General features: G+C 44.3%; 18 protein-coding genes and 1 other RNA gene. 12 read left to right on the top strand and 7 right to left on the bottom strand.

Annotation, left to right across the window (positions count from 1 at the left end; all coding sequences use genetic code 11):
* Window positions 1-49 precede the first annotated feature (49 nt).
* From ssrA to GA0116948_RS01090, 3 genes are all read left to right on the top strand, one after another.
* Window positions 50-424, top strand: a transfer-messenger RNA (tmRNA) gene (gene ssrA, locus GA0116948_RS01105).
* Between the two features lie 706 nt (window positions 425-1,130).
* On the top strand, window positions 1,131-1,703 hold the full coding sequence (locus tag GA0116948_RS01095; protein WP_089708139.1) for a hypothetical protein: 573 nt from the start codon (window positions 1,131-1,133) through the stop codon (window positions 1,701-1,703).
* 16 nt (window positions 1,704-1,719) lie between these two features.
* Window positions 1,720-2,664: a nucleotidyl transferase AbiEii/AbiGii toxin family protein gene (locus tag GA0116948_RS01090; RefSeq protein ID WP_205686015.1), complete on the top strand. Its 945-nt coding sequence runs from the start codon at window positions 1,720-1,722 to the stop codon at window positions 2,662-2,664.
* Between the two features lie 361 nt (window positions 2,665-3,025).
* On the opposite strand, the gene GA0116948_RS01085 is transcribed toward GA0116948_RS01090, so the two are convergent.
* From GA0116948_RS01085 to GA0116948_RS01070, 4 genes are all read right to left on the bottom strand, one after another.
* Window positions 3,026-3,367, bottom strand: a complete 342-nt coding sequence (locus GA0116948_RS01085; protein WP_089708134.1) for a helix-turn-helix domain-containing protein — start codon at window positions 3,365-3,367, stop codon at window positions 3,026-3,028.
* A gap of 190 nt (window positions 3,368-3,557) precedes the next feature.
* Window positions 3,558-4,673, bottom strand: a complete 1,116-nt coding sequence (locus tag GA0116948_RS01080) for an L-dopachrome tautomerase-related protein (RefSeq protein WP_089708133.1) — start codon at window positions 4,671-4,673, stop codon at window positions 3,558-3,560.
* A gap of 126 nt (window positions 4,674-4,799) precedes the next feature.
* The gene (locus tag GA0116948_RS01075) at window positions 4,800-5,321 is read right to left on the bottom strand and encodes a DUF1440 domain-containing protein (protein ID WP_089708131.1); all 522 of its coding nucleotides are present in this window, start codon (window positions 5,319-5,321) and stop codon (window positions 4,800-4,802) included.
* 469 nt (window positions 5,322-5,790) lie between these two features.
* On the bottom strand, window positions 5,791-6,816 hold the full coding sequence (locus tag GA0116948_RS01070; RefSeq protein WP_089708129.1) for an SRPBCC family protein: 1,026 nt from the start codon (window positions 6,814-6,816) through the stop codon (window positions 5,791-5,793).
* Window positions 6,817-7,794: 978 nt separating this feature from the next.
* Between GA0116948_RS01070 and GA0116948_RS01065 the strand changes: the two genes are divergently transcribed.
* Both GA0116948_RS01065 and GA0116948_RS01060 read left to right on the top strand, forming a co-directional pair.
* Complete coding sequence (locus GA0116948_RS01065; RefSeq protein WP_165798313.1) at window positions 7,795-8,952, top strand: alpha-galactosidase; 1,158 nt, start codon at window positions 7,795-7,797, stop codon at window positions 8,950-8,952.
* 33 nt (window positions 8,953-8,985) lie between these two features.
* On the top strand, window positions 8,986-9,561 hold the full coding sequence (locus tag GA0116948_RS01060; protein ID WP_089708126.1) for an RNA polymerase sigma factor: 576 nt from the start codon (window positions 8,986-8,988) through the stop codon (window positions 9,559-9,561).
* A 161-nt stretch (window positions 9,562-9,722) separates the two neighbouring features.
* On the opposite strand, the gene GA0116948_RS01055 is transcribed toward GA0116948_RS01060, so the two are convergent.
* The 3 genes from GA0116948_RS01055 to GA0116948_RS01045 form a co-directional block, all read right to left on the bottom strand.
* The gene (locus GA0116948_RS01055) at window positions 9,723-10,265 is read right to left on the bottom strand and encodes a carboxymuconolactone decarboxylase family protein (RefSeq protein WP_089708124.1); all 543 of its coding nucleotides are present in this window, start codon (window positions 10,263-10,265) and stop codon (window positions 9,723-9,725) included.
* Between the two features lie 123 nt (window positions 10,266-10,388).
* Entirely contained in the window at window positions 10,389-10,979 is a 591-nt protein-coding gene (locus tag GA0116948_RS01050; protein ID WP_089708121.1) for a Crp/Fnr family transcriptional regulator, read from the bottom strand.
* A gap of 214 nt (window positions 10,980-11,193) precedes the next feature.
* Window positions 11,194-11,871 (bottom strand): peroxiredoxin-like family protein, encoded by a 678-nt coding sequence (locus GA0116948_RS01045; protein ID WP_165798312.1) that lies wholly within the window; start codon window positions 11,869-11,871, stop codon window positions 11,194-11,196.
* A gap of 359 nt (window positions 11,872-12,230) precedes the next feature.
* On the opposite strand from GA0116948_RS01045, the gene GA0116948_RS01040 reads away from it, so the two are divergent.
* The 7 genes from GA0116948_RS01040 (at window position 12,231) to GA0116948_RS01010 (ending at window position 26,796) form a co-directional block, all read left to right on the top strand.
* Complete coding sequence (locus GA0116948_RS01040; protein WP_089708117.1) at window positions 12,231-13,280, top strand: FecR family protein; 1,050 nt, start codon at window positions 12,231-12,233, stop codon at window positions 13,278-13,280.
* Window positions 13,281-13,435: 155 nt separating this feature from the next.
* On the top strand, window positions 13,436-16,729 hold the full coding sequence (locus GA0116948_RS01035) for a SusC/RagA family TonB-linked outer membrane protein (RefSeq protein ID WP_165798311.1): 3,294 nt from the start codon (window positions 13,436-13,438) through the stop codon (window positions 16,727-16,729).
* A 30-nt stretch (window positions 16,730-16,759) separates the two neighbouring features.
* Window positions 16,760-18,484 (top strand): RagB/SusD family nutrient uptake outer membrane protein, encoded by a 1,725-nt coding sequence (locus tag GA0116948_RS01030; RefSeq protein WP_089708112.1) that lies wholly within the window; start codon window positions 16,760-16,762, stop codon window positions 18,482-18,484.
* Between the two features lie 28 nt (window positions 18,485-18,512).
* Window positions 18,513-19,349: a DUF5018-related domain-containing protein gene (locus GA0116948_RS01025; RefSeq protein WP_089708109.1), complete on the top strand. Its 837-nt coding sequence runs from the start codon at window positions 18,513-18,515 to the stop codon at window positions 19,347-19,349.
* A 143-nt stretch (window positions 19,350-19,492) separates the two neighbouring features.
* Complete coding sequence (locus GA0116948_RS01020; RefSeq protein ID WP_089708899.1) at window positions 19,493-21,763, top strand: glycosyl hydrolase family 95 catalytic domain-containing protein; 2,271 nt, start codon at window positions 19,493-19,495, stop codon at window positions 21,761-21,763.
* Window positions 21,764-22,085: 322 nt separating this feature from the next.
* Complete coding sequence (locus GA0116948_RS20950) at window positions 22,086-22,331, top strand: hypothetical protein (protein WP_123891671.1); 246 nt, start codon at window positions 22,086-22,088, stop codon at window positions 22,329-22,331.
* Window positions 22,332-22,431: 100 nt separating this feature from the next.
* Window positions 22,432-26,796 (top strand): CusA/CzcA family heavy metal efflux RND transporter, encoded by a 4,365-nt coding sequence (locus GA0116948_RS01010; RefSeq protein ID WP_089708105.1) that lies wholly within the window; start codon window positions 22,432-22,434, stop codon window positions 26,794-26,796.
* Window positions 26,797-26,799 lie beyond the last annotated feature (3 nt).

Here is a 26,799-nt window from a genome sequence, read left to right as displayed (position 1 = left end):
TTTCGCAGCGATGAAAATTTTCCGTAATTTTGTTGTCCTGTATGAAAATGGGGCTGCCTGGTTTTGACAGCATAGTTCTTTGATAGTGTAAGCATGTCGTGCGTTGGATAATTAGCACGTAAATCTGAATATTCAAACTTCAAATGGCGAATCTAACTTTGCCATGGCTGCCTAATCAGCGATTAGACACCCATTATAGCCGCCGGAGCACGTGGCCTTATGCGTCTCCCGCCGCCGAATCAAACCCTCAATAGGATAGGTACTCATGGTTTCTGTGAGTGAGTGCTGAAACTCAAACGGATAAGGACCGGGTTGGTTAGTTCTGCCCCTTGCCCGGTTCCGACACCCTAATGCGGAAATAAGCATGTAGAAAGCTATCGGCGGATATGTTTGGACGCGGGTTCGATTCCCGCCAGCTCCACTTGGGGGGACTTCACAGTCCCCCTTTTCATTTACATCTATTAAAAAAATTCCCTTCGATTTGATATTGCGGTAGTTATGCATCAACAACTTTATAACTGAAGGGGTTCGATAAGATCATTTTAATGGTGAGGGGAGTGATCGAACCCTAGATTTAACGGCACTTGTTTTTGCGAGGTCCTAGCATTGTCCTATGCACCGCGCTACTCCATTAGTCATCCTGAATTCATTTTAAGTAGCCACTCTTCTCTTCATGGCTGCTTACACCTACAGACTTGCTTTATTTCTTGTTAATTCATCATATGAGCGACCATATAGATCCTTGGTGATTTAATTCTTAAAGAATTTATCTTCTGCTATTTCAGCTTCGCGCGCATTGCACCATACCCGATTTAAGGCATGTTCCTTTATTCATGTATTTTGTCCTTCCCTTAGTCAATGTTAGAAGAGGTTTACATAGATTTTACGTTTGAGGACATCTATCATATACTTGTTGAAACACTCGATGATGTGGTTGAACTTGTATCGTTTTTAAAGGGTTTACCTCCGGAAAGATTTGGAAATCTTCCCAAGGTGTTGCTGCTTACAAAGGTACTTTGTTATGAAGACTTGGTTAAAAACTACTAAATCTCTAAAATACGGGTTCGAATTTTGCATGAAAATTTATTAAAAATTCATGCAATTAACCAGCTTTTTCGTATATTTGACATATGCCTAAAGTTGACAATTTAAAATTTCATCTTCGCCCAGGCCAGGTTTATCGCCGGGAGAATCTACAGCAGTGGACCACTGCAGTGGATCGGCATCTGGCTGAACTGGTGGAGGAAGGCACCTTGAAAAAGGTGGCTCCGGGCATGTATTACTTTCCCAAGGCAACCGCGTTCGGGGACGCGCCCCCAGCCGATAGCGAGCTGGTGCGTGCTTACTTAAAGGACGATGAATTTCTCCTGACCTCGCCCAACGATTACAACGGCCTGGGTGTGGGTACCACTCAACTCTACAACAAGACAATCGTATACAATCATAAGCGCCATGGCGATGTGAAGCTGGGCAACCGGGTCTTTAGCTTCCAGCGTAAGCCCCGTTTCCCCAAAAAACCTACCGTCGAGTTTTTACTCGTGGATCTGGTGAACAATCTTTCCAGCCTGGCCGAGGACCCAACAGCCGTGCTGGGCAACGTGCGCGTACGTGTGCAACAGCTAGACGCGCGTCAGCTTAAAACGTCCGTTAAACGCTTCGGTAGCGCCAAGACGCAGAAGCTGTTTGCTTCCTTTCTTCAATAGCCCCTGATTGTTTTACATGTATCTACACGATCATCCCCAATTCAAAGACTTGCTACTCATCGTGGCTGACCGGGAAGGCATAGCACCTATGCTGGTTGAAAAGGATTACTGGATCATGCATGTACTATCCTGCTTGGAACAGCACTTTGATTTTGCCCTGAAAGGTGGCACCTCCTTATCTAAAGGCCATCATATCATTGATCGCTTTTCCGAAGACCTGGACCTGCTGATTGAGCCACCGGCGGACCTAGGCTTCGCGGTAAACCAAACCAGCATAAAAGATAATGCAGTGGCCTCCCGCAAAGCATTCTATGACTGGTTGGCGCAGCATATACAGTTTCCAGGTCTTATTCACACAGAGCGCGATTACGCCTTTGACGATACCCGGTATTACCGCAGCGGTGGCATCCGGCTAATATACCCGTCCGTTACAACTGCACTACCAGGTGTTAAAGGAGGCATACTGCTGGAGGCGGGTTTTAGCAAGGTCGCGCCCAATGTGCCCCTATCTATCAGTTCCTGGGCCTATGACTTTGCTGTTAGCAATACCCAAGACGCAATCACTGACAACCGGGCCAGAGCCGTTCGGTGCTACCATCCCGGCTATACACTGGTGGAGAAGATTCAAACCGTTATCCGGCATTATCGCCAGGAAGTGGAAAGCGGTGATAAGCAAAAAAACTTTATGCGCCAGTACTATGATATCTACAGTCTATTAGACAACGCAGAAGTGCTTGCCTTTATAGGCTCGCCTGAATATCAAGCGCACAGAGCCGCCTGGATCACCGGAAAAGATGCATTAATTCCGGTTAACGAGCACCCTGCGCTTTTAATAGAAGACACGCAACTGATGGCCGACTTTACCGCCCGGTATGTGGCCACCGAGGCGTTGTACTACCGTGGGCAACCGGACTTCGCGGTCGTGATTAGGCGGATCAGGGAGAAATTACCATCTCTCTAGTTTATTCTTAAGCTACCTATTGGGAAAGTAATCACTGCCTCGACTTAGCACTTCGTTTTGAGACTATTACCGCTGGATTTTAGGAGCACCATTTCTTATGATGGTTTGTGGCCTACAGCGAATATGCTTTGCCTCACTTACAACATTTTGCAATGGTTTGTAAGCGAATGTAACGAGATAAAAGTCATTTATTTAAGATGAGAATGTTACTCGTTCCGGGAAATTTCATATCTATTTCGTTAATAAGCTTTATAAAAGCACCATGCTGATCAAGTTCGATTCCTGCCAGCTCCACAGAATGTAATGCTTTGGTATCATTTGGTATCAAAGCATTTTTATTTTAGGCATCCGCCAGTATTTTTTAGCTATTAAATAAATGCAGGTAGTCAGAGAAAACAAATACCCTATTTCTGCGATAACCAGTTTGCTCTTTCAAAATTCCAAGTGTTGTGAAATTTTTCAACAGTGTATGGGCTGTAGGTTTGGTTATATCCAGGTGCTGGATGATATCGGAAGCAGTGACAATAGGTTGTTTGTAGAGGTACTGCAATAACGCGCTTGCGTTGGGAATGCGTTTGCCCAGGGAGATAATCGTTTCCTTTTCCAGGCGGTTCTGTAAACTAATTATTCGATGGAGTGTATCAATCGCAGTTTTAGCAGTTTCAATAATGCCTGTCAGGAAAAATTTTAACCATTGCTCCATGTCGTTTTTTTCAGAAACTCTTATAAGGTTATCGTAGTAAATAGACCGGTTTTTTTTAATGAAGTCGGAGAGGTATAAAATGGGTTGGATTAATATCTTGGCGTCCGGATTGTTGGGGTGAGTAGGAAAACAAATTAATTGGAAAGAGCTGGCAGGAGGGCATTATTATACCGGGTTTCAACAAACAATCTCATAGCACTTTTATCCTTATCACCAGGAAAGGAGGTTTACGTTTGTCCTCTCCTTCATTAAAAGACGGTAGCCGGTTCCACTGGCCGAGGGTTACATACACGTAGCCATTACGATAGGCCAGTCCGTCGGGCCATACGAAATTATCTTTATCATATGCCAGCAAGTGGTATTGGCCATCCGGTGTTCTTTGCAGGATAGCTTGTTGTTCAAAGGCTCCGAAATAGATATTGCCTTTTTCGTCTTCGGCTAGTCCATCGCAGGCGGGGTGTTCCCCATCAAACATTACTGAATCGGCCAATTGCTGATCAGTGACAGTAGGATTGCTGAGCAGGGCGGTGGGCAGACTATACAACCGGCGACCGGTGATGGCCGTCCAATATAGTTTTTTACGATCAGCGTTCAGCGCCAGGCCGTCGGCACCTCCGTTTGGAAAAGTTTGGTGTTTGAAATCATACACATGCGGCTTACCTTCCAGGAAACCCATGAAGCCGGGTGCTGGTGAAGTGCTGTAATGGTTGCGCAATACTTCGCGTGTGCTGCCCGATGCCACGTCTATGACGACCAGGGAAAAATTTTCACCAAAGCCGGAATTGGCAATGTACACCGTACCTTGTTCGCCATGAGACAGGTCCACGCGCAGGTCGTTATAATGCGCATCATCTGATAGTACCGGCTTGGGGATGATGAGGGTGTGCAATATTTTTTTTGAATGAATATCTATGGCTACTACTTTGGCGGCACCTTCCGGTATACCTTTTATTCCGTCACGTTTTCCATCGTCCAGCACCCACAACACATCGTGTTGGTCCATGTATATGCCGTGAGGTGATACTAACCATTCGCCGTAGGGTTTCTCCGATGGATAAACATATGTTTTGTTAGGAAAAGGTATGGGTTGGCCATTTACTAATTCTGCCAATGCAAAGGATTTGTGGTTATCTGCATGTCTTGGAAAACCAAGGAATACCCTGTTATCTGAGCTTACGGCTATACCTGATACGTCCGGGTCTGGTGGTGATAAGCGGGCAATGATTTCGTAGTTGTGCTGTGCCAAGCTTATCGTATGGATGAATAAACATACACATAAGAAAGTTAATTTAGTAGCTGGTTTCATTGTACCTATTTTTATGATCTGTGCATGTAAATAGTTGTTAGCCCAGCAATAGAAATGCTGACTATTTTGATGACAGGACAGTTCATTCTTTTTTATTTTGGCAGACAAGGCAATGAAAAAAAGAAGTCAAAAAATCTTATTTAACAATTGTCTGCTTTGTTCCATAGCCACGCCAAATACCAGGTGGGATCCGAACTCCCATACCCACCAAGCGCTGGGCATCTCTTTCACTTTCCCCTGCAAGCCGAGTGCTGGTACTACACTGCCATGGGTGGCAGCCCATACGGCTGCTCCGGCGGTAAGGCCTGCTTCTATTTTTAATTTTTCATGCCGGTTTACCAACCGCACATACGTTAATCCGATCACCGTACCCAAGGCATAATGAATTACCTTCATCGATGTGAGTGCTTGCTGTTTGGATAATTCCTTTCCGGTAGTGGCATGGTAAACTTTTTTGGCCAATATGGATGGGGGCATATTTTCAGGCTGGTGTAATACATCGGCGCCTTTCAAGCTTAGTTGTCCTGCTTTGGGGGGGAAATACTTTTCGCCTACCCGCTGCAATGGAGGTTCTGCTATCGATTTGATCCACGATGCAAATAATCCGGCGGCCACGCCTTTGATGATATCTTTTGTGAGGTTGTTCATGGTGAAAAAGTTGTAAAGTTTTTAGGCAGCGCTGTGTAATTTTTTATAAGCAGGAAGCGATTTTTTACCAGGTATTTTTTAGCGCAGACCGGTTCTTCCTTTTTTTACACAAGAAGGATACCGGCTTTTTTGGGGAGGGGTTGATCGCTGCGTTGCTTGCGCACGGACCTGCAGTGGGGGGCTTCCAGCGGAGCTAGCCGGTCCTCCGTTGTCTACATTCCATCTTCCCCAGCAGGGTAAAATAATCACAGCGCTGCCATATCATGCCTTGCTACGCGGATGGTTAATATACCGTGGCATGATTTTACATGGGGTTTATTGGTATTATTGGGGACATGGGACCGCTGGAGTTTATAGCAACAACTACTTACCCGGTCTTTTACGCTCCAGCTGCTTACATATTGTTTACTTTAGAAAAGATATCTTTCAGGCGTTGTGCAGGGCTTCCCATAAATAGTAGCATGTAAAATTACGATGCTTGTTCCGCGTGCATCTTAATATGTTCCAATACCCGCGTGTGAATGGTATGAACGATATAATCGCTCCATAAAGTCCAATAAAAATCTGGTTTAATTTTATTTATGTACCAGGTGCTGCCTTCAAGTAAGGTATGGCCGTTTGGTAATTGGGTTAACTTAAATTGTCCTCCCTTGGATATCCAATAACCATGAAGATGGTTTGGATGAAGGTTGTTATAAAAACTGATTTCTTTTAAAGGCTCCGGCTGGGAATCCACATCAAATTTTAAAAGCTTGGCATTATCCCACACCGTTATAGGTTCTATAAAACTACCTGTTGAGAAATTGCAATGTCTTATTGCGCCTACACCATGTCCACTTATTTGCGCATTTATTGGGTAAGCAATTCCCGATTTAAAGATAAATTCCGATGGTTCCGCAAGCGGTGGAAATTCAATTACATTCTTCCAAACAGTGGCGGGGCTGGCATTTATTTCTATGGTTGTTGTTACACAGCGTAGTTCCTCTTTCCCTCCATTGGAATTTTCAAACGCCATAAGTGCAGGAACAGAACATATAAACAGGATCATTACGGTGATCGTATTATCCTTCATTTTCCCTTTAATAACAAGGTACCCAATGCGGTAACCGATATATGTAGATAGCAGTCCAAGCGGAGCGGCCATGATCAGGCATATTACTCCTTCCCATGCAAAAATTAGCATCCCCAAACAGAATATGCCTAAGGTGGCATATGCGATATTTCTTAATAGTTTTTTATTAGTCTGATTTTTATAAGCCACCAGTATGGTAGAAGTACAGCCCATTACTAATGGTAGCCATATAAACAGCCCCACCTCATAGTCCTGGAAAACATTTGTTGCAAGAAAAGCTAAAATCCATCCAATCGTACAGGATATCGCAATCGCAATTATTTTTCTGTTTGTCGTAACACTATGCTGTACAGTTTCAAACATTTTAATGATAAGTAAGGGTTTTTTATTAATACGGTGCTTGATTTCGATAGGATCGAGCAATTAGATGCTACAAAATACGCTTTATTCTTAGTACTATATTAAAAATTATTTTAATAAATACACTATTTAATTTATTGATTATCAAATTGTAAAAGCAAATAAATGCCACAATTAAACATGTAAGGCCGGCATCCGGGTTTAAACAGTTCCTGTATTCATCAAGCCAGACCTTTCCACCCAATACTTCGAATTTGATTCATCGCATTCCGTTTTTTTAGAACCTGCATCCTGGCTACTGAAAGGAAGAGTAATTTTACCATTACATAATACTGGTTTAACATAATCTTAAAAATGGATAGCGGGAAGGGTCGCTAACAACTTCTACGCAATCGTTTGATCTCAATTTTTAATGAGTAATAGTAATTTTCTATGCTGGAAATTTATATCTTGGAAATAATATCGTTGTGTTGGCTTTACGAATGATTCTTTAAAAGGCTTAAATGGATCTTTGTACCTGGAATGTAGATCCGGAATGGATGTTCACAAAATGGGTTGGTGTTTTTGAAAAGTATAGATAATGTCATAATAGGGTGATGTAGTGAAGTAAGCTGCATCCTATAAGTGTCGGCCAAAATTTTTTAGTTCCATGTTATAGTTTTCGTAATAACAACATATAGGATACTCAGTTTAAAATGGGTATTTTAAGATAGCGTGCTGAAGATTTAAAATGGAATAAGGGCTACGGCTTTCAGTCAATAGATAAAGATAGGGTTGCCTATGCAAAGATTACATACACTGGTTATGCCTTGCTATCTATACGTACCTGTATTTTGGGTTTTTGAGTCCCGTAATAAAGTTTATCCACTTGTGTAATTCCCCTGCAACCATCATCGTGGTAACAATATGGACAAGATCAGTATAATAATCACATCTTAATAACGAAGGCCCATTAAATTATTTAAATAGAAATCTGCAATGAACAAATTGTTTTCACTGCTATGCGGATGCGTGCTTGCGATGTCCGGATATTCGCAGTCGATGTTGGCAAAGGAGGGTCTTTGTACCACGCCGCCTATGGGATGGAATAGTTGGAATTTTTTTGAAGGTCGCATCAGCGACACCATTTTGCGGCAAATGGGCGATGCTATGGTGGCAAACGGGATGAAGGCTGCTGGTTATGAATATATCATTATAGATGATTTGTGGACGGGAGGCCGGGATGCACAAAATAACCTGGTGCCAGACGCGGTTCGTTTTCCGCATGGGATGAAGGCATTGGCCGATTACCTGCATGCCCGTGGACTGAAACTTGGTATCTATTCCGATGCTGCCATGCTTACCTGTGGAGGCGTTACGGGTAGCTATAATTTTGAAGAACAAGACGCCGCAACTTTTGCATCATGGGGGATTGATTATCTGAAATATGATTATTGCAATGCACCGCAGGATGTAAGCATTGCATTTGCCCGGTATAAAAAAATGGGGGATGCCCTAAAGGCTACCGGTCGTCCTATTGTATATGCTATTTGTGAATGGGGTCAGCTTAAGCCTTGGTTATGGGCGAGGGCAGCTGGTGGTAACTTGTGGCGCACCACCTGGGATTTGCGCGATGTATGGCAGTCGCACAACGATAAACTTACGGGTATTTTGGAGGTGTTCGACCAGGAGGAACATATTGCCCAGTATGCAGGGCCTGGCGGATGGAATGATCCTGACATGTTGATGGTGGGACTCAATGGAAAGGGATCGTCTTCTAGCGCAGGGAATAACGGGGTGGGCTGCACGCCCACAGAATATGCAGCTCATTTTGCCCTGTGGTGCATGCTGGCAGCGCCATTGGTGGTGAATTCCGATCTCCGGCAGCTATCCGCCCAAAGCCTGCAGCTGCTGAATAATAAAGACCTGATCGCAATAGACCAGGATACCCTAGGTAGGCAGGCGGTAACAGTTTTTAAACAAAATGGGATACAGGTTTTAAAAAAGGAACTGGCTGGCGGGAGAATGGCCATATGCGTTTTAAACAGGTCTGATAGTTTGCAAAGCGGACAGTTAAGTCTTGGACGCGATTTGGCTAGCAGTGGGACGTTTGCCCGTTGCCATCTTATTTTCGGGCAGAAGAACATAACGGCTGGCCGCATGCTTGCCTATAAGCTAGCACCGCATGCATGTGAAGTTTATGTGTTTACCCAACCATAACAGTGTGATCATTTTGCTATAAATCGATTGTTTATGAGTGCTGTCAACGGGTATAGAGATCAGGTGACATCCTGGTATAGCGGTTATTATGAAAAGTTTCTGGCCATGGGCATTAAATTTGGGCTGGATGCAGAAACGGTAAAAGATATCGTGAATCAGTTTTTCCTGGACTTACTGGAAAAAGATATCGATACTGCTACCATTGTCTCGCCTGTTAGTTATCTTACCACTGGCTTCAAACGGCGGTTAATAGACCATTACCGTGCCAGTCGCCACACGCGGGAAAGGTTAACTGAACTTCCGGAAGACTACACTACTAATACCGTTAGTCAGCTGGAAGTGCTGCAGCAAAATGAAATGTTTGTAAGCAGCGTACGTAACGCCTACCTGCAGTTGCCGGATCGGTGCCGCAAGGTGATCTATCTCAAATTTTATCAGGGTAAAACTACCGAACAGATTGTGGAGCAAACAGGCCTTTGCAAGAGAACGGTGTATAATAATTTGTTCGAGGGTATTAAATTGTTGCGCATGCAGCTGCAGCACGTGGTTCCTGAATTTCAATTGGCTTACTTGTCGGTTTTATTGCCTTTAATACTGGCTCAATTATAAACCCAGATGAGATACTGGCCTGCAAAGACCAGTTGCCCCCTCACTGAGCTCATGAATACCAGGCAATAAGTGAACACCTCCTACAACAGGCTTATGAAGTGATATTGCAATGGCAGCCGCTTAAAATAGCGGTGGATATGATGTTTTTTGTTAGGAAATTTTTACAGCTCGTCTGCTAATGGAAAGTCAATCTCAATACCCGTGATGTTGTGCAGGTAGTTACTGATCATCTTATCTCCGATAACGATTACGACATCAATCAGGTTAGCCTCCGTATATCCTGCATTAAAAAATGCCTCTTTTATTTCAGCAGTCACTTTGCCGTGATTTTTGACTACAGCGGCTGTTAACTGCGCAAGGGCTGCCAGCTTATTATTAAATGTGGCGTTACCTTTACGAATTTCAATAATTTGATCCTCTGTAAATCCATTCATTTTTGCTAAAACTGTGTGTGCTGATTGGCAATAGCGGCATTCATTAATCTGGCTGGTTACCAGATTTACTACCTCACGTTCTTTTGCACTGAGTGTGCTTTTACGATTCTGTAGCGTTAGGTAATCTTTTAATGCAGTATCGTTTTTACCAAAGTATGCATAAAGGTTCGGAACAAATCCAAGACCTTTTTTAAGGTTGTCGAAGATTACCTGGTTGTCTGCTGATACTTCATGTCTTTGAGGAACTGTGAATTTTGTAGTTGTTTCCATTTTTATTTTCTTAAAGTTATTGTCGTTATTGACAATACAAAGGTGGAAACATTCAACAGGGTTACCAATGAACTGGTTTAAGAAAAAACGTTGAAATATTTTAAGTAAATAGAGTGAACCAGATTAACTTTTTTTGTCTACACGCTTATTTCGAAGCTTAGAAAGATATTCTGTAGTCATTCCCAAAAAGGAGGCTAGCGCGTACTGGGGAATGCGCTGCATCAGTTGAGGGTATCTTTCTTGAAAGTGTTCGAAACGATCTTCTGCGGATTTGGTAAGGCCTGTTGTAATCCTGCGTTGCATGTAAGCGGTAGAGCTTTCGGCGATAATCCGGAAATAAGTTTCGTACTTATGGTTAAGTGATTTTAATTTCTTTTCGTTTTCGAAACTAATTTCTAATAGAGTTGAGGCTTCAAGTGCTATAACAAACATGGTAGCTGGTTGCTGATAGATGTAACTGTTATAATCAGATATCCACCAGTCTTCAATGGCTAACTGAATAGTGTAATCTTGCCCTTCATCACCCACAATGTATGCTCTTAGCGCTCCTTGAACCACATAGTACCTACTTTTTGCTGTGAAATTCGGCTGAATAATGAATTGCCTTTTTTTAACCTTAGTGACCTGGAAATGATTGCAAAATATCTCCAGCTCGTTTTCCGTAAGACTAACACGTTTTAGAACATGTTTTTTTAAACTATCGTAATGTTGCATAATAAACTTGCATTAAAATTCAGATGAAAAGTGGTTATGCAAATTTACACAATATATGACAGCTTAATTGTTTATCACAAAGTTGTAATCCTCGTAGCAATAAATAAATAAGAGCGTAATAAATTTATATTACGCCCTTATTTGCAATACCAATTAAGCTGTATTACATATCCATTAGCCTGCCATGAAAAAAGAATGCATCAACTAATTTTAATTATTTGTTTAAAGTTAAGGCTTTTAAGGCTGCTAATATTTCAGCAGGTTCCACCCTGTGCCTGTAGTCAGCACCTTCTGATTTTGCAAACGCAATTTTTTCATCCTGGCCAATAATATATACTGCCGGTACCGGTAGTTCCACAATATCTCCGTCATTAAAAGAGCTGAAATCAACCCCCAGTTTTAGTGCCTCAGAAGTAGAGGCCTCAGCATTGATGAAGGTTTGTACGTATTGCTTGGCAACGCCGTTGTAGGGGTCGCTCAGCACCTCAAATTCCAGCTTGTTCTTTTCCTTGGTACTTAACGAATGATCCGGTAATTGGGGGGATATGGCAAACAAATTTGCCCCATAGGATTTAATTTGCTTCAGGATACGTTGGTAGGTGCTAAGTGCAAGGTTACAATATGGACACCATACGCCACGATAAAACGTAATAACAACAGGGCCATTCACTAAATAGTCTTTTAAAGAGATACGTTTCCCGGTAGCGTTAGGTAATTCGAACATTGGTGCAGTATCACCTACCTTTAATTTCAGCAGGTCTTTGAGTTCTTTATCCATTCTCATGGCATCATTATCCCACAATTTAAGGGATTCAGCTGGGTAACTATTATTCATTTCGCTGCGAAGGGTTACATACGCTTCTTTGTACGCTGGTATTTTTTCTTGTGACATCTTATTAGTTGAGTGTTTAAAATAAAAGTTGCACGATCTTACTTTAAATGGACCGGCAGCCATAATTATCATAGGCAAAGTTGGCGTGTACAACATCATTTAAAAATGAACTAGATTAGGAAAAAAGGTTAAACTAGTTTAATATTCCAGACCTATAGAACAAGACCGATTGCCAGGTATTTTTTCTTAATTCAAGTGTATATCTTGAGTGGGGGGGCCAAATTCTGATCCATAGGGGCGTAATGGCCCCTTTTTCTTTTTAACCCAATATTTTGCCCAGCCAACATGGTAAAAAATATTTTAAAAAACATTGGTAAAAACAGGGCAAGGCACCGTCTTATAAGAAAGACTATAGGCCAATGGAGCAATTTCAGATTGAAGCGCTTGTGATAGACGATTCCTTTATTCAATATTGTCTGGGTACCGACGACACCGAAGTGGCTTATTGGGAATCGATAATCGAGCTTCATCCCGATGCGCATCCGGTATTTATGGAAGCTCGCCGCTTGGTATGCGCCCTGAATACTGCGTTGCGGGCAGATGACCTTCCTTCCATATCCTATATGCCGGCTGTATGGGAGCGGGTGCCTATGCGCAGGTGGCTTACCTATGTAGCTGTTTTTATGTCCGTTGTTCTCGTTACTGGTTTGTTGTGTCATTACCGGTCCAGCCGCAACGGTAGAAATACCCTTGGCAACTTGGCCCAGGCGACATCTGGTAAAATTGTGATCACTACTGCGAATAAAGAACGTAAAACATTTGTCTTAAAAGATGGTACTCGTATTACCATGAATGTGGGCAGTTCGATCACACTGGATAAAGATTTTGGTGTAGATGGCCGCGATGTGTTCCTGGATGGGGAAGCCATGTTTGATATCGCTAAAAAGCCTGGTCTTCCTTTTACGGTACATACCCCTTTTTATGCGGTAAAAGTATTAGGTACTGTATTTAATGTAAAAGCCTATCGCAACGATTCCAGCAGCGAAACCGACTTGTTACGGGGTAAAGTGGAAATCCTTTTACAAGATCATAAAAAGCTGGAATTAAGTCCTAAGAGTAAGTTGGTTTTTGACATTGTAACCCGGCAATGTAAACGTACGGGTGTAGCGTTAGTAGACTCTGTATTCAGTGTACAATCCATTACCACCACCGGGTCTGATGATAATAATGCCGAAACGGGCTGGACCCATGGCCGCCTTGAAATAAATAATGAAACCTTTGGTCAGTTAAAAGGAAAACTGGAACGATGGTACGACGTGGATATTCATTTTGCCGATCCGCAAGTAATGGATTATGCCTTTACCGCCACTTTTGAGAAGGAACCGCTGGAACGGATGTTACAGGCCCTGCGGGCATCTTATCCATTCACCTATACAATTCATGGAAAAATTGTAACGATCTCAAAATAGAGAAGGAGAAATGGATTGCGCCCATTCCCCCTTCCCGTACAAACGGAACAGGAAATTGCCTGCTCCTATTTGCTTTTACTCAAAACTAAGATATGGAAAAAAAGTCTGCTTTCATGAGCCGTTGCCGTTGGCGGCGGCCAAAACTTCTGCTTTGTATGAAATTGACTAGTCTGTTATTGCTGGCAGCCACGATGCAGGTGTCGGCGAACGCCTACTCACAAAAAATCGACGTTCATTTTAACAACATCCGTCTGGCGGATGCGTTGAAAGAAGTGGAGAAGCGCTCTGGTTGGCGATTTGTGTTTAGTAATCAGGTGCTGCATGAAGACATTCACCTTACGTTTTCGGCGGTGGGAATAACAGTAGACAGTGTGCTGAAAAGGATGCTGGTCAATACTGGATTGAAAGACAGTGTGATGGAAGATCACCTTATAGTTATCAAAAAAGCAGGAACCTATGCTGCCATTATCAAGGTAACGGGTACTATTACTGACCTGGAAGGCCGGCCAGTAGAAGGCGCTACCGTGCGGGTTAAAGGACTTAAAACGGGCGCCACTACTGATAAAAAAGGGGTCTTTACTTTAAATGTGGAAGAAGATGCCATACTGGAGATATCTTCTATCGGTTTTTTGGCGCAAACAGTTCCCGTGCAGGGGCATTCCAATATCAGCATTATATTGGAAAGTGCTTCCAGCAAACTTTCCGATGTGGTGGTAGTTGGCTATGGTACGCAGTCGCGGCAAAAGGTAACGAGCGCCGTTACCATGATCAAAACCGACCAGTTTAAAGATGCGCCCTATACAGACGTGCAATCGGCTATTGCTGGCCGCGCGGCAGGGGTAGTAGTGAATTTTAGTGGGGGAGAACCTGGTAGTGTGCCTAGTATCAATATCCGGGGTGGTGAGCCGCTCATCGGGCAAACAACGCCCTTGTATGTAATAGATGGGATTATCCGCGATCAGACTACTTTCGTAAATCTGAATGTGAATGATATCGAAAGCGTGAGCTTTTTAAAAGACGCTGCTGCCACCGCCGTGTATGGCTCTAAGGCCAGTGCCGGCATTGTATTGGTAAAAACAAAAGGTGGGGCCTTTGGAAAGCTGATCATTACTTATGCTGATAACATTGCCTGGAATACACCCGCTAATTTCCCCAAACTCATTAGCGGTTATGATAAAGCCTTGGTATCAAATGCTATTGGCGAATCTACGGGAAAAGGTAAGTATGCAGCGTATAGCGAAGCACAATTAGACACAATACGCCGTGGACTGAATCCGGAGCTTTATCCGAATACAGATTGGTATAACCTGGCTTTCCGCAAATACGCATTGCAACAGACGCATAGCCTTTCCATCAGCGGAGGCAATGGGCCTACCAAATTTTATGTTGGACTTGGCTACCTTAACCAGGGTAGTAATTATGTCAACAACGCATTTAAAATAGACCGTTTTTCTTACGATACCAAAGTGAGTTCTAACTTTGACAAGATAGGCCTTAACGCTACTTTTTCGCTTAATGGTTATTATGATTATTCTACCCAGCCACCATCAAGTTCTTATTTAATATTCAGCCACGTGGTGGCCAGAAGCCCGTTTGAACATGCGTTTAATAAAGATGGGACGCTGGCAGGGTTAGTCGATCATCCGCTGGCGGAAATTTATTCGCCAGGGTATGCCCGTACGCAAACATCCTTTACCGATGGCAACCTGGCCCTTACCTGGACGGTACCACAAGTAAGGGGCCTGAGTTTCCGGGTTACCGGTGATTACGCCCTTACCTTCAATCCATCCAAAACCTTCTCGGTATTGGCTACTCAATATAATGCAGACGGCACTGTATATGAAACACCGCCGCCATCACTTTCGCAAACCAGCAATGATACCAAAGCTTACAATGCAGAGTTTCAGGCAGACTATTCCACTTCGTTTGGCGATCATACCATCGGGGCTACGTTTGTATCTATTGTAAGGGGAGGATCTAACCAGTGGTTCAGTGCTTTCCGTCAAAATTTTCCGTCTACCGCTATCGATCAATTGTTTGCTGGCGATGCAGCCACACAAACCAATAATGGATCTGCCAGCGAATGGGGCGAGGTAGGTTACGTAGGCAGGCTAAAATATGATTACGCAGCTAAATACATGATAGAACTTAATGGCCGGTATGATGGATCGGATTACTTTCCTTCATCTAAACGCTTTGGATTTTTTCCTTCCATCAGCGCCGGTTGGGTAGCGTCTTCAGAAAAGTTTTACCATAACCTGGGCATTGATAAAGTTTTTTCTAACCTGAAGTTTAAAGGCTCCTTTGGGAAAGTAGGTTCAATAGGCGGTACCAAGTATGCTTATATTCCGCAGTATGCGGTTACCAGCCAGGCCTATGCAGTAAATGGCGACTTGCAAAACGGTTACTATGAAGGTGGGCTCACCATATCCAATCAGAACATAACCTGGTATTCTACCGCTTCCCGCGACTTTGGGTTGGAATTTGAAACATTAAAAAAACACGTTTCCGGCGGATTAGATTACTTCTATACCCGTACTAAAAACATACTGGGTAGCCCGGCCTATAGTTATACAGATCCGTTGGGACAAAGTTTGCCCCAGGTACTCACCCAGGCGGCTACACGTAAAGAAGGCTTAGATGCTTTTGTTAATTATAATTTTAATATTGGCAGCCAGTTCAAAGGGTATATCGGCGTTAATTTAACCTATTATAATTATCTCTGGGAACGTACCAATGAAGACAGTGCGACCCTTACAAATCCCTATACGCGTGATTGGGGTGTGAGCCAGGATTATTATGATGCGATGTATAGCTCTAGGGGATTATACCAGAACTACAACGATATCCTCAATAATCCTTCCCGCTTAACGTCTACCGCCCTGGCGCTTGGGGATGTATGGCTGGAAGATACTAATGGTGATGGTAAAATCGATTCACAGGATTATCGCCGCCTGGGCAAACCTACTGCGGCTCGTTTAACATTTGGGGTTCCTTTTGGCCTGGAATTTAAGGGGATCCGATTAGATGCATTGCTACAAGGCTCCGGCAACCGGGATGTATACCTGGGTCAATACCTCCAAGGTGCGGAAGGTGCAGCGCGTGTAAACTTTGAGTTTCAGAAAGACTTTTGGCTTTCGTCTAATACAGGGTCTTCCTACCCAAGAGCAGGTACCTCCAGTATGAATGCAGGCAATAACTATGTGAGCAGCGATTACTGGCTTAAAAATGCCCGTTTTGTACGACTAAAGAGCCTTACCCTGTCGTACGATGTTAAACGGATTTGGAAAACAGACCTTTTCAGCGAACTATCTATACACGCTGGTGGTACCAACCTGTTGACATTCTCTCCGGTCAAAAAGTATTTTGATCCAGAGCTGGCAAATACCAATAACTTTTTCTACCCCGTGAACCGTACCTATTCTGTCGGCATTAGGGCCAGCTTCTAATATTTCCGGGCGTTTAAAACTCCTAAAAACATGAAATACATAATTTATATCAGCGTTTTTACTTTATTGTTCACCTCCTGTAATAAGGTGATGGATACAAAACCACTAGACTCCTACACTGCAGATGCTGTGTGGAGCAACTTTAGCCTTGCACAAGGTTACATATATAACTGTTATGCCAATGATATTGGTTTTCTTTATTCCTGGGAGCAGGATGCCATTACCAAAAGCGTAAAAACACATCCGTGGGGCGGTAGCTTTGTAGATGAGAAGACGGAGCAGATGGACCGTTACACCGATGAAGGTTGGAATAAATTCAGTAACATTCGCGCTGTGAACCTTGCGCTGCAAAATGTTCCGAATTCATCTTTTACCACTTTGCAAAAAAATACCTTGCTTGGCGAAGCTCATTTTTTAAGAGCAGGTATTTATGCATTCCTTGCCTTTCGCTTTGGCGGTGTGCAAATAGTGAAAAACGTACTCACTGCAGATAGTAATTTTAGTATTCCACGTTCCGGCATAAAAGATACATACGATTTTATCTTAGCAGACCTGGATACTGCAGCTACGCTATTACCCACCACCAACGACCGGGGGCGTGCTACCCAGGGGGCAGCCTATGCCCTAAAAATGAGGGTAGCATTGCAGGCTGGCGCTTACCTGAATAATGATGACTATTACAAAATGGTGAAAGCAGCCGGTGAAGCGTTGTTTGCGCTTAATTTGTATGCCATGGACGACTATAGTAATTTGTTCAATGCCTATAGTACCGCCATTGCATCGCCCGAAAATATCCTGGTATACGAAAGACGGGGAACTAATACCACCTTCGATGCTACGCCTATGCAAATATTGGCCGCTAATACCGATATGTCTACTGCCAAACTTACTACTACCGCTATGCAACTCTTTCCCTTGAAGGAGTCGTCGGAAGGATGGATGAATTATGCTCCCACCCAAGACCTGGTAGATGATTACCTGGTAACAGATGCCGATGGCAAGGAACGTAAGTGGACGCAAACCAGCTACCTCAACACCGCGACCACGGTGTACGATAAAATGTATAACCACCGGGACAAACGCTTTTATGCTACCATAATTTACGATAGTTCCAAGCTGTTTAATAACTGGGCTTACCTGCGTGCCAGCGGAAATTTTTCGTCCAACATTCAGCCGCTTAATGGAGGAAATATTAATGATGGAGCATCGCAAACAGGGTATTTGTTTAATAAGTATATCTACCAGGCAAAGAAAATCTGGTATTCTGATCCTACTGACTTTTGCTATAGTGTGCTGAGGTTGGGGGAAGCTTATCTTAATTATGCGGAGGCTTGTATTAAACTCGGTAATGAGGCACTGGCGGCACAGTACATTACGAAAACCTATCAGCAACATGGTGGTTTTAAAAACGAAATAACGGCCACTGGAGAGGAATTATGGAGCGCTTATCAACGCGAGCGACATATCGATATGATCCTGGAAACCGGCGACCGCTATTGGTCTTTGCTCCGTTGGGGCATGCAACAATCTGGTGGGCTAAAACAAGGTTATGCCAACAGCGGCGCAGCCATTTCGGCCCTCAATGGCAAGCCACATGGTATTGCTATCAGCCTGGATGGAAAATCGTACCAGATCTTTGAGACGGTGGACAATAATGGACAGCCACTCAAATTCTCCCCGCGGCGCTACTTGTTCCCGGTACCGCAGGACAGAATTACCGCGCTTCCATTACTCACTCAAAACGAAGGCTGGTAAATTATTTATCGTAAAAATTAAGTGACCAATGATAAAAAATATAGCTAAACTAGCCGTATTAGTGGTGGCCTGCAGCTGCTGGATGTCGTGTCTCAAAAAAGACTTGCCCACCACCAATAGTTCATCTCTCAATACCCTGTCTGACTTCAACCTGGTGTATAAGTATATAGACACGATTGTTGATAATGCCAATACGCCTAATGAAAATACACGCATACAGGTAACCACGGTGCAGCTCAATAAAACATTATCTATTTCAGGTGATACCTTATATGTTACACCAACATTCCCATCCTCTTTTCCACAAAAAGAAAAATCAAAAGTAACACTGTCTAGCATCTGGGGAGTGGCCTACATTTCCGATGCGGCCGTCATTAAACCGGTTGATAACGCACCCGCTCTAGGATCGCCCGGCGACTTTACAACGCCTGCCAGTTATGATGTGATTGCCGCCAATGGCGATACCAAACGCTGGGTAGTAGTGGTAGCCGCCCTTCCCCTGGTGAACCAATGGGAGGGTACCTACATTGAAAGTGGTACCCTGGAACTTGCTACTGCCGGCCTGCAAACCTGCCCCGCGGGATATGAGCAAAACCTCGCCACCGCAGGAACAAATAAGCTCCTGGCAACGGCTGCATATTGGTATCTCGATAATTCAAACATTACTTACTACATCACTATCAATACCGATAATACAGTCACCATTTCTGCCAATCCAGCCGCGGCTGTGGAAATACAGCAAGATGCTGGAACGTCATCTACTTACAACCCGGACACAAAGCAGTTTGATCTATACTATTATTATTATAGTGGTGGTGATCCTGCAAATTGGCGTAAGTTTCATACTATCCTTACTTATAAATAAATCCTTTGCATTTTCATATTATATCATGTTGCAATTGATAACATAGAATAAAGCCGCTCCAATCGTGGAGCGGCAGTGTTATTTTACAATGTTTGGAAATATTCCCGTTTGTATATCTTATTTTTTATGTAAATAAGCTGATGATGAGCAAGAAGATACTTTTTTTATTAGTAGGATTATTAATGGTAACCACCACCTTTTCTCAAGTGGTTGGGCCACACGATCTGTCTTTTAACCATTTAGCCAGTCGTTGGGATGAAGCCATGCCCCTTGGCAATGGCCTGTTGGGTGTTTTGGTATGGGGGAAGCAAGGCAACCTCAGGATGTCGCTCGATAGGGCCGATCTGTGGGATGAGCGGCAGGCACTTGACCTGGGTAAATTTAACTTTCACACCGTGGAAGAAAAAGTAAAGACAAATCAATACGCCGATGTGCAGCAACTGGGGGATGTGCCGTATGAAACGCTGCCATTTCCCACCAAATTGCCCGCAGCAGCACTGGAAGTAGATGTCAGGTCCTGGGGTAAAGTAGTATCCAATACCCTGGATATAACTACGGCCATCAATACTGTTCGCTTTACAAATGGTGTAGTATTTACTACTTACGTGCATGCTACCCAGCCATTTGGCCGTTTCTTGATAACCCACCTGCCTGATAGTATTGCTGCCGGCGTTGTTCCTGCATTACGCATGCAACCATATGCCAGTAACAGTGATGTACCGGTGGCCGATAATTCGCAAGCGGGACAGGGACTGGCCAGCCTGGGATACCAGCAGGGCCATGTGGTCACTACTGATAGCAGTAGCTTGTATCATCAACCTATTAGCGACGGGCATTTTTATGAGGTATTGGTGAAATGGAAACACCTGGATGCGCATACAGTAGCCGGCTATTGGACGATCTCCAATAATATGGCGGCGGCATCCAACATCCCATTGGCCGATACCGCCAGTGATAGGAATGCGCATGTGGTGTGGTGGAAAAAGTTCTGGGCCCAGTCATCCATATCCTTGCCGGATAGTATGTTGGAAAAGCAATATTACCTGGAGCAGTATAAGCTGGGCTGTGTGGCAAGAGCAGGGGCGCCGGCCATCACTTTGCAGGCCATTTGGACGGCAGACAATGGTAGCCTCCCCCCTTGGAAGGGCGATTTTCATAACGACCTTAATACACAGCTTAGCTACTGGCCAGCCTATACCGGCAATCACTTGCCAGAAGCGGCTACTTTCACCGATTGGTTGTGGAAAATAAAACCTAACAATGAAAAGTATACCCGCCAATACTTTGGCGTAAAAGGCTTCAATGTACCCGGCGTTGTTACGTTGAGTGGAGTGCCAATGGGTGGCTGGATACAATATTCTTTGTCGCCAACGATGGGGGCATGGTGTGCCCAATACTTTTATTGGCAATGGCGCTATTCCATGGACAGCGCATTCCTGCAAAATAAGGCCTACCCTTACATACAGGGGGTTGCCCAATATTTGGAATCTATTACCCGTGTGGAACAGGGGGTAAGAAAACTTCCGCTTAGTTCCAGTCCTGAATACCGGGATAACGACGTAAAAGCCTGGTTCACCGAATGGACCAATTTTGATTTGTCGCTGGCACGTTACCTGTTTACCATAGCCGGATCGGTATGCGAAAGTATGGGTAAAACAACGGAAAGCCAGCATTGGCAAAAAGTATTAGCCTCCTTGCCAGCCTTAGCACAAACGGTCAACGGACTATCCGTTGCGGTGGGTGTAGACCAAACAACTTCGCACCGGCATATGTCGCCCTACATGGCTATTTATCCATTAGGGTTGCTGGATGTAAACAAGGAGGAAGATAAAGTTACGATCAACAAGACCCTGCAACATCTGTCCAACCTTGGCACCCGGGAATGGTGCGGTTATTCCTTTAGCTGGATGGCCTGCTTGTATGCCCGTGCTTATAAAGCCGATAGTGCCGTAAAGCAATTGCAGATTTTTGCCACGCATTTTTGCGCGCCGAATAGTTTTCATCTCAATGGTGATCAACAGGGTGGGGAATACTCAAACTTTACCTACCGGCCTTTTACGCTGGAAGGGAATTTTGCTTTTGCACAGGGAGTGCAGGAACTACTGTTGCAGAGCCGGCAAGGTTACCTGCAAGTATTTCCTGCTATCCCTTCCCATTGGCGGGATGTGTCGTTCACGCACCTGCGTGGTGAAGGTGCCTTCCTGGTAAGTGCTCGTAAAACAGCTGGCGTGGTAAGGTCGGTAGCGGTAATTGCGCAAAAAGGGGGCAAGTTGAGGCTGCAATTGCCTTTTGTGCAATGGCGCGTTAAACAAATAACCGGTAACCGAGTCCAAGATGAAGGCAATGGTATGTATAGCTTGTACCTGCACAAAGGCGAAACCGTGATATTTGAAAACGAGGCGGCTATTAACTAGGAAATATAATGGTCAACTGGTAAAATAACAAAAACGCTTGCTGGGATGGCAGGCGTTTTTTGCTGCGCGATGGTGTGCAGCTTATAGTTATATCTGTATCCAATATAAATTTTTCAACAAAATGTCCTATTTTCTGCTTCTACAGGACTAAAAGGCAAATTTCTTTAAAATTTTTATCTTTGTATACGTGAAAAAGAAGCTTTGCTACATATTATTACTTCTTTTCATTTTTCGTAATACGGCTTTAAATCAACTATTAAAATTACCCGATCTGGTTACACACTACCTGGAGCATCGGCAGTTGAACAATCGTATTGGGGTAATGGAATACCTTTCCATGCACTATTGGGGCAAGGATATTGACGATCACGACGATGATAGGGATCAACAGTTGCCTTTCAAAACGATGGATGCCCATAGTGTTCCACACTCTTTTGTCCCACTTTCCAAGGCTATTGTGTTGCATTATCATGATGCACCATTCATTTCAGTGAACTACCCTGTAACAAAAGACAATTATTTGCCAGATCCGGCTACCAACTCCTTATTCCGTCCTCCCCGGGCATAGTCTCTATTTTTATGGCTACTTATTTTTCAGGTTACGACCAACATGCCGCGCGCCCGTTGGCGATGATTATTTGTTTCTATTAAATAACAAGGAAGAGGTTATGCTAAATAAGATTATTAGCTTTTCTGTAAAGAATAAGCTGATCATAGGGCTATTTGTGCTTGCACTCATTGGCTGGGGAACCTATGAGGTTACAAGATTGCCCATTGATGCAGTACCGGATATTACCGACAACCAGGTGCAGGTTATTACTGTTTCTCCTTCGTTGGGCGCTCCCGATGTGGAGCGACTGATTACCTTTCCCATAGAGCAGGCCTGTAGTAATATTTCCGGCCTTAAACAAATCCGCAGTTTTTCCCGCTTTGGGTTGTCGCTGGTTACCATCGCCTTTGATGATGAAACCGACGTATACTGGGCCCGCCAGCAAATCAGTGAACGGTTACAGCAGGTAAGCCGTGACATTCCCGAAGGTATAGGCATGCCGGAAATGGCACCTGTATCTACCGGCCTTGGAGAGATCTACCAATATGTAGTGCGGCCGCTGAAAGGTTATGAAGGTAAATACAATGAAATGGACCTGCGTACCATCCAGGACTGGATAGTGCGTCGCCAGCTATTGGGTACTCCTGGTGTGGCCGAGGTGTCTAGTTTTGGCGGTAAGCTGAAGCAATATGAAATTGCCGTACGACAGGAACAGCTTAAAGCTTACAACCTCACCATTGGCGATGTATTTACAGCGCTCGAAAAAAACAATGAAAATACCGGCGGGGCTTATATTGATAAAGGTCCTACGGTATTGTATATACGTAGTGAGGGCCTGACCACCTCCCTGGAGGAAATCGAAAAAATAGTTGTCAAAAACCTGGACAACGGTACCCCACTGCTGATGCGGGACGTGGCCACGGTACAGTTTGGATCTGCTATCCGGTACGGTGCCATGACCTATAACGACAAAGGTGAAGTGGCGGGCGCAGTAGTGATGATGCTTAAAGGCGAAAACGCATCGGTGGTGATCAAGCGGGTGAAAACAAGGATTGCGGAAATTCAGCGGATGTTGCCCGAGGGCGTGGTGATTGAACCCTTCCTGGACAGAACAAAAATGGTGAACAATGCCATCAGTACCGTGGAGTCTAACCTGGTAGAAGGCGCACTGATTGTTATTTTCGTACTGGTTTTTTTCTTAGGAAATCTCCGGGCCGGTCTTATTGTATCATCGGTCATTCCTCTATCAATGCTTTTTGCCATCATCTTAATGAATAAATTTGGCGTTGGCGGTAATCTAATGTCTTTGGGTGCTATAGATTTCGGGCTAATTGTAGATGGTTCCGTAATTGTTGTGGAGGCGATCCTGCACCGCTTTTCCCATTCCCGGCATTTCAGGCATATTACACGGTTAGATCAGGATGAAATGGATACGGAGGTCAGTACATCTACCGGAACGATGATTACCTCCGCCGTGTTCAGCCAGATCATCATTCTTATCGTATACCTGCCTATTCTTTCCCTGCAAGGTATAGAGGGCAAGATGTTTAAGCCCATGGCATTCACCATTGCCTTCGCTATCCTGGGAGCCTTCTTATTATCGGTTACTTATGTTCCCATGATGGCCGCACTTTTCCTTAGCAAAAATGTATCGCATAAAATAACGATAACAGACCGGCTGATGATAGGGCTGGAAAGGCGTTACCAGTTTGTTTTAAGCCGGGTGTTAGAGTTTCCCAAAACGATGATTGCGGTAACGGTGGCCCTTTTTGCGGTGGCAGTATTTATGCTGGGTGGCATGGGCGGAGAGTTCATTCCGCAACTCGAAGAAGGCGATTTTGCAGTGGAAACCCGGCTGCTTACGGGAAGTAATCTTAATAATACGATTCATTCTACGCAACAGGCATCCAAAATTTTGCTGGAAAAATTTCCGGAAGTTGAGAAGGTGGTGACTAAAATTGGGAGTGCTGAAATTCCTACAGATCCTATGCCCTTTGAAGCGGGTGATATGATGGTTATTCTCAAAAACAAGCATGAATGGACATCCGCACACACCTTTCCGGAGCTTAGTACCAAAATGACCAAGGCGCTCGAAGAAGTGCCAGGCATTACAGTGGGTTTTCAGTTTCCGGTGCAAATGCGCTTTAATGAACTGATGACCGGCGCGCGCCAGGACGTAGTGTGTAAAATTTTTGGAGAGAACCTCGATACGCTTACCAGCTATGCCGACCGGCTAACCAATATTATTGGAACCGTAAACGGAGCCGTAAATATTTATGAAGAAAAAGTAACGGGTATGCCCCAGGTCGTGATTAAGTATGATAGGGATGGTATGGCCAAATATGGCCTGAACGTAAGCGATATTAACCGGGTGGTGAATACTGCATTTGCAGGCCAGATTGCCGGTCAGGTATACGAGGGGGAAAAACGTTTTGATATGGTGATACGTTTAGCTGGCGATGCCCGCAAAACGGTAGCGGATATCGAAAACCTGCTGGTGCCCACCAAACAAGGCACGCAGATACCGCTTTCGCTCGTGGCCGGTATTAATGAAGTGGAAGGCGTAAACCAGATACAGCGGGAAAATACCAAACGCAGAATTATCGTAGGATTTAATGTGAAAGACCGTGATGTGCAATCTATCGTACAGGAGCTGCAACAGAAAGTGCAGCAGCAACTACATCTGTCACGTGCTTACAACATCGTATATGGGGGGTCTTTCGACAACATGACCGCTGCCAAGGAGCGGCTTAGTATTGTAGTACCCATTGCCCTGGCGATGATCTTCCTGTTACTTTATTTTGCCTTTGGTTCTGTAAAACAGGGATTACTGATTTACTCGGCTATCCCGCTGTCTGCCACGGGTGGTATTTTTGCACTCTGGATCAGGGACATGCCTTTTAGTATTTCTGCAGGTGTAGGCTTTATCGCGCTATTTGGAGTGGCGGTGCTAAATGGCATTTTGCTGGTATCAGAATTTAACCGGTTGAAAAAAGAGGGCTGGTATGACGTAAAGCGCATCGTTATTCATGCTACTAAATCTAAACTCCGGGCTGTACTCATGACCGCATTAGTGCCTTCCCTGGGTTTTATCCCTATGGCCATCAGCACCGGCGCCGGAGGGGAGGTGCAAAAGCCGCTGGCCTCCGTAGTAATCGGGGGACTTATTATTTCAACGATGCTTACCTTATTTGTATTGCCTATGTTATATATTGTGTTTGAAAAAGGATTTGGATATTTTAAACACCGGAAGGCGGTAGTGGCCGCCGTGATCGTGTTATTGTTTGCCGGTAGCAGTGTGCGGGCACAGGAGAAGATCACCCTGGATGCCGCTGTAGACAGTGCTTTAAAAAATAATGTGGCGGTACAGGTATCAAAAACACAGGTTAGCTATTACCAGGCCCTTAAAAAAAGCAATGTTGATATAGCGCAAACTGCCGTGGCTGTTGAATATGGCAAAATAAATAGTGTTGCCAATGATAACCAGTTCTCTATTTCGCAAACCATGCAATTTCCCACCGTATACAAGCACCAGGGCAGCATTAACCACACAAATATGCTGCTCAGCGAGACTAACCTGCAACAAAAGGAGCTGGAAGTAAAAACTTCCGTTAAGCAATTGTTTTATCAACTGCTGGTTTTGCAGGGTAAGCGTCAGTTGCTACAGCAGGCAGACAGTATATATGCCGGCTTCCTGCAAAAGGCCCAGCAACGGCTAAATGCCGGTGATATTGATGTGTTGGAGAAAACTACTGCCGAAAACCAACGCCTGCAAATTACCAATCAACTGCAGATCCTGTTTACCGATTATGAGGTTCTTCTGAATCAGTTGCGGATGTTGCTGAACAGCAATACCCGCTTTGAACCCGTTGCGGATAGCGCCATCTACCAACTTACCCGCTTACCAGACACCAGCTTCCTGAACCAAAGTCCCACCTTAAAATTGCAAAGGCAACAAGTATTACTTTCTCAGCAACAACAGCAACTGGAGAAGAGCAAATTACTGCCTACGCTGAATGCGGGTTATAATAGCGCTACAATCATTGGCTGGCAAACTACCGGGCAAAATGTAGAGCAGTATTTTGGTGGTGGCAAACGATTTAACGCCGTAAATGTGGGCGTTGGTATACCCATCTTTTCTGGCGCTCAGCGTTCCCGGATAAATGCCGCCGGGGTGCTGGTGAGGCAGCGCCAGCAGGAATTGGAGTCTACCCGGCAGCAGTTGAATACCGCACTGGAAAACAGTGTACGTGTATATCTTCGGAATACCGCACTGGTAAAAACGTATCATATAGCGATGCTGCCTAACGCAACTAACATCATCCATACCGCCACCAGTAAGCTCACTGCCGGCGAAATCGGTTACCTGGATTGGGTGTTACTGATTAACCAATCCCTGCAAATACAAAGCGAATACCTGGGCGTGGTGCAACAGCTCAATGAAGCCGCTTTTGAAATCGAACATTTAACTGCCATTAATTAACCG

It is taken from the genome of Chitinophaga costaii, assembly GCF_900094705.1.
Taxonomy (GTDB): Bacteria; Bacteroidota; Bacteroidia; order Chitinophagales; family Chitinophagaceae; genus Chitinophaga; species Chitinophaga costaii.
Note: the sequence above shows the minus strand (reverse complement) of the source record. Positions and strands in the feature narration are given on the sequence as shown.

What these genes read in the sequence shown, in the direction of transcription:
- GA0116948_RS01060 (WP_089708126.1), top strand. Translation starts at nt 8,986, where the DNA reads ATGAGTGCTGTCAACGGGTATAGAGATCAGGTGACATCCTGGTATAGC.
- GA0116948_RS01095 (WP_089708139.1), top strand. Translation starts at nt 1,131, where the DNA reads ATGCCTAAAGTTGACAATTTAAAATTTCATCTTCGCCCAGGCCAGGTT.
- GA0116948_RS01075 (WP_089708131.1), bottom strand. Translation starts at nt 5,321, where the DNA reads ATGAACAACCTCACAAAAGATATCATCAAAGGCGTGGCCGCCGGATTA.
- GA0116948_RS20950 (WP_123891671.1), top strand. Translation starts at nt 22,086, where the DNA reads ATGGAATACCTTTCCATGCACTATTGGGGCAAGGATATTGACGATCAC.
- GA0116948_RS01050 (WP_089708121.1), bottom strand. Translation starts at nt 10,979, where the DNA reads ATGCAACATTACGATAGTTTAAAAAAACATGTTCTAAAACGTGTTAGT.
- GA0116948_RS01090 (WP_205686015.1), top strand. Translation starts at nt 1,720, where the DNA reads ATGTATCTACACGATCATCCCCAATTCAAAGACTTGCTACTCATCGTG.
- GA0116948_RS01030 (WP_089708112.1), top strand. Translation starts at nt 16,760, where the DNA reads ATGAAATACATAATTTATATCAGCGTTTTTACTTTATTGTTCACCTCC.
- GA0116948_RS01065 (WP_165798313.1), top strand. Translation starts at nt 7,795, where the DNA reads ATGTTGGCAAAGGAGGGTCTTTGTACCACGCCGCCTATGGGATGGAAT.
- GA0116948_RS01025 (WP_089708109.1), top strand. Translation starts at nt 18,513, where the DNA reads ATGATAAAAAATATAGCTAAACTAGCCGTATTAGTGGTGGCCTGCAGC.
- GA0116948_RS01080 (WP_089708133.1), bottom strand. Translation starts at nt 4,673, where the DNA reads ATGAAACCAGCTACTAAATTAACTTTCTTATGTGTATGTTTATTCATC.
- GA0116948_RS01055 (WP_089708124.1), bottom strand. Translation starts at nt 10,265, where the DNA reads ATGGAAACAACTACAAAATTCACAGTTCCTCAAAGACATGAAGTATCA.
- GA0116948_RS01085 (WP_089708134.1), bottom strand. Translation starts at nt 3,367, where the DNA reads ATGGAGCAATGGTTAAAATTTTTCCTGACAGGCATTATTGAAACTGCT.
- GA0116948_RS01010 (WP_089708105.1), top strand. Translation starts at nt 22,432, where the DNA reads ATGCTAAATAAGATTATTAGCTTTTCTGTAAAGAATAAGCTGATCATA.
- GA0116948_RS01035 (WP_165798311.1), top strand. Translation starts at nt 13,436, where the DNA reads ATGAAATTGACTAGTCTGTTATTGCTGGCAGCCACGATGCAGGTGTCG.
- GA0116948_RS01020 (WP_089708899.1), top strand. Translation starts at nt 19,493, where the DNA reads ATGAGCAAGAAGATACTTTTTTTATTAGTAGGATTATTAATGGTAACC.
- GA0116948_RS01045 (WP_165798312.1), bottom strand. Translation starts at nt 11,871, where the DNA reads ATGTCACAAGAAAAAATACCAGCGTACAAAGAAGCGTATGTAACCCTT.
- GA0116948_RS01040 (WP_089708117.1), top strand. Translation starts at nt 12,231, where the DNA reads ATGGAGCAATTTCAGATTGAAGCGCTTGTGATAGACGATTCCTTTATT.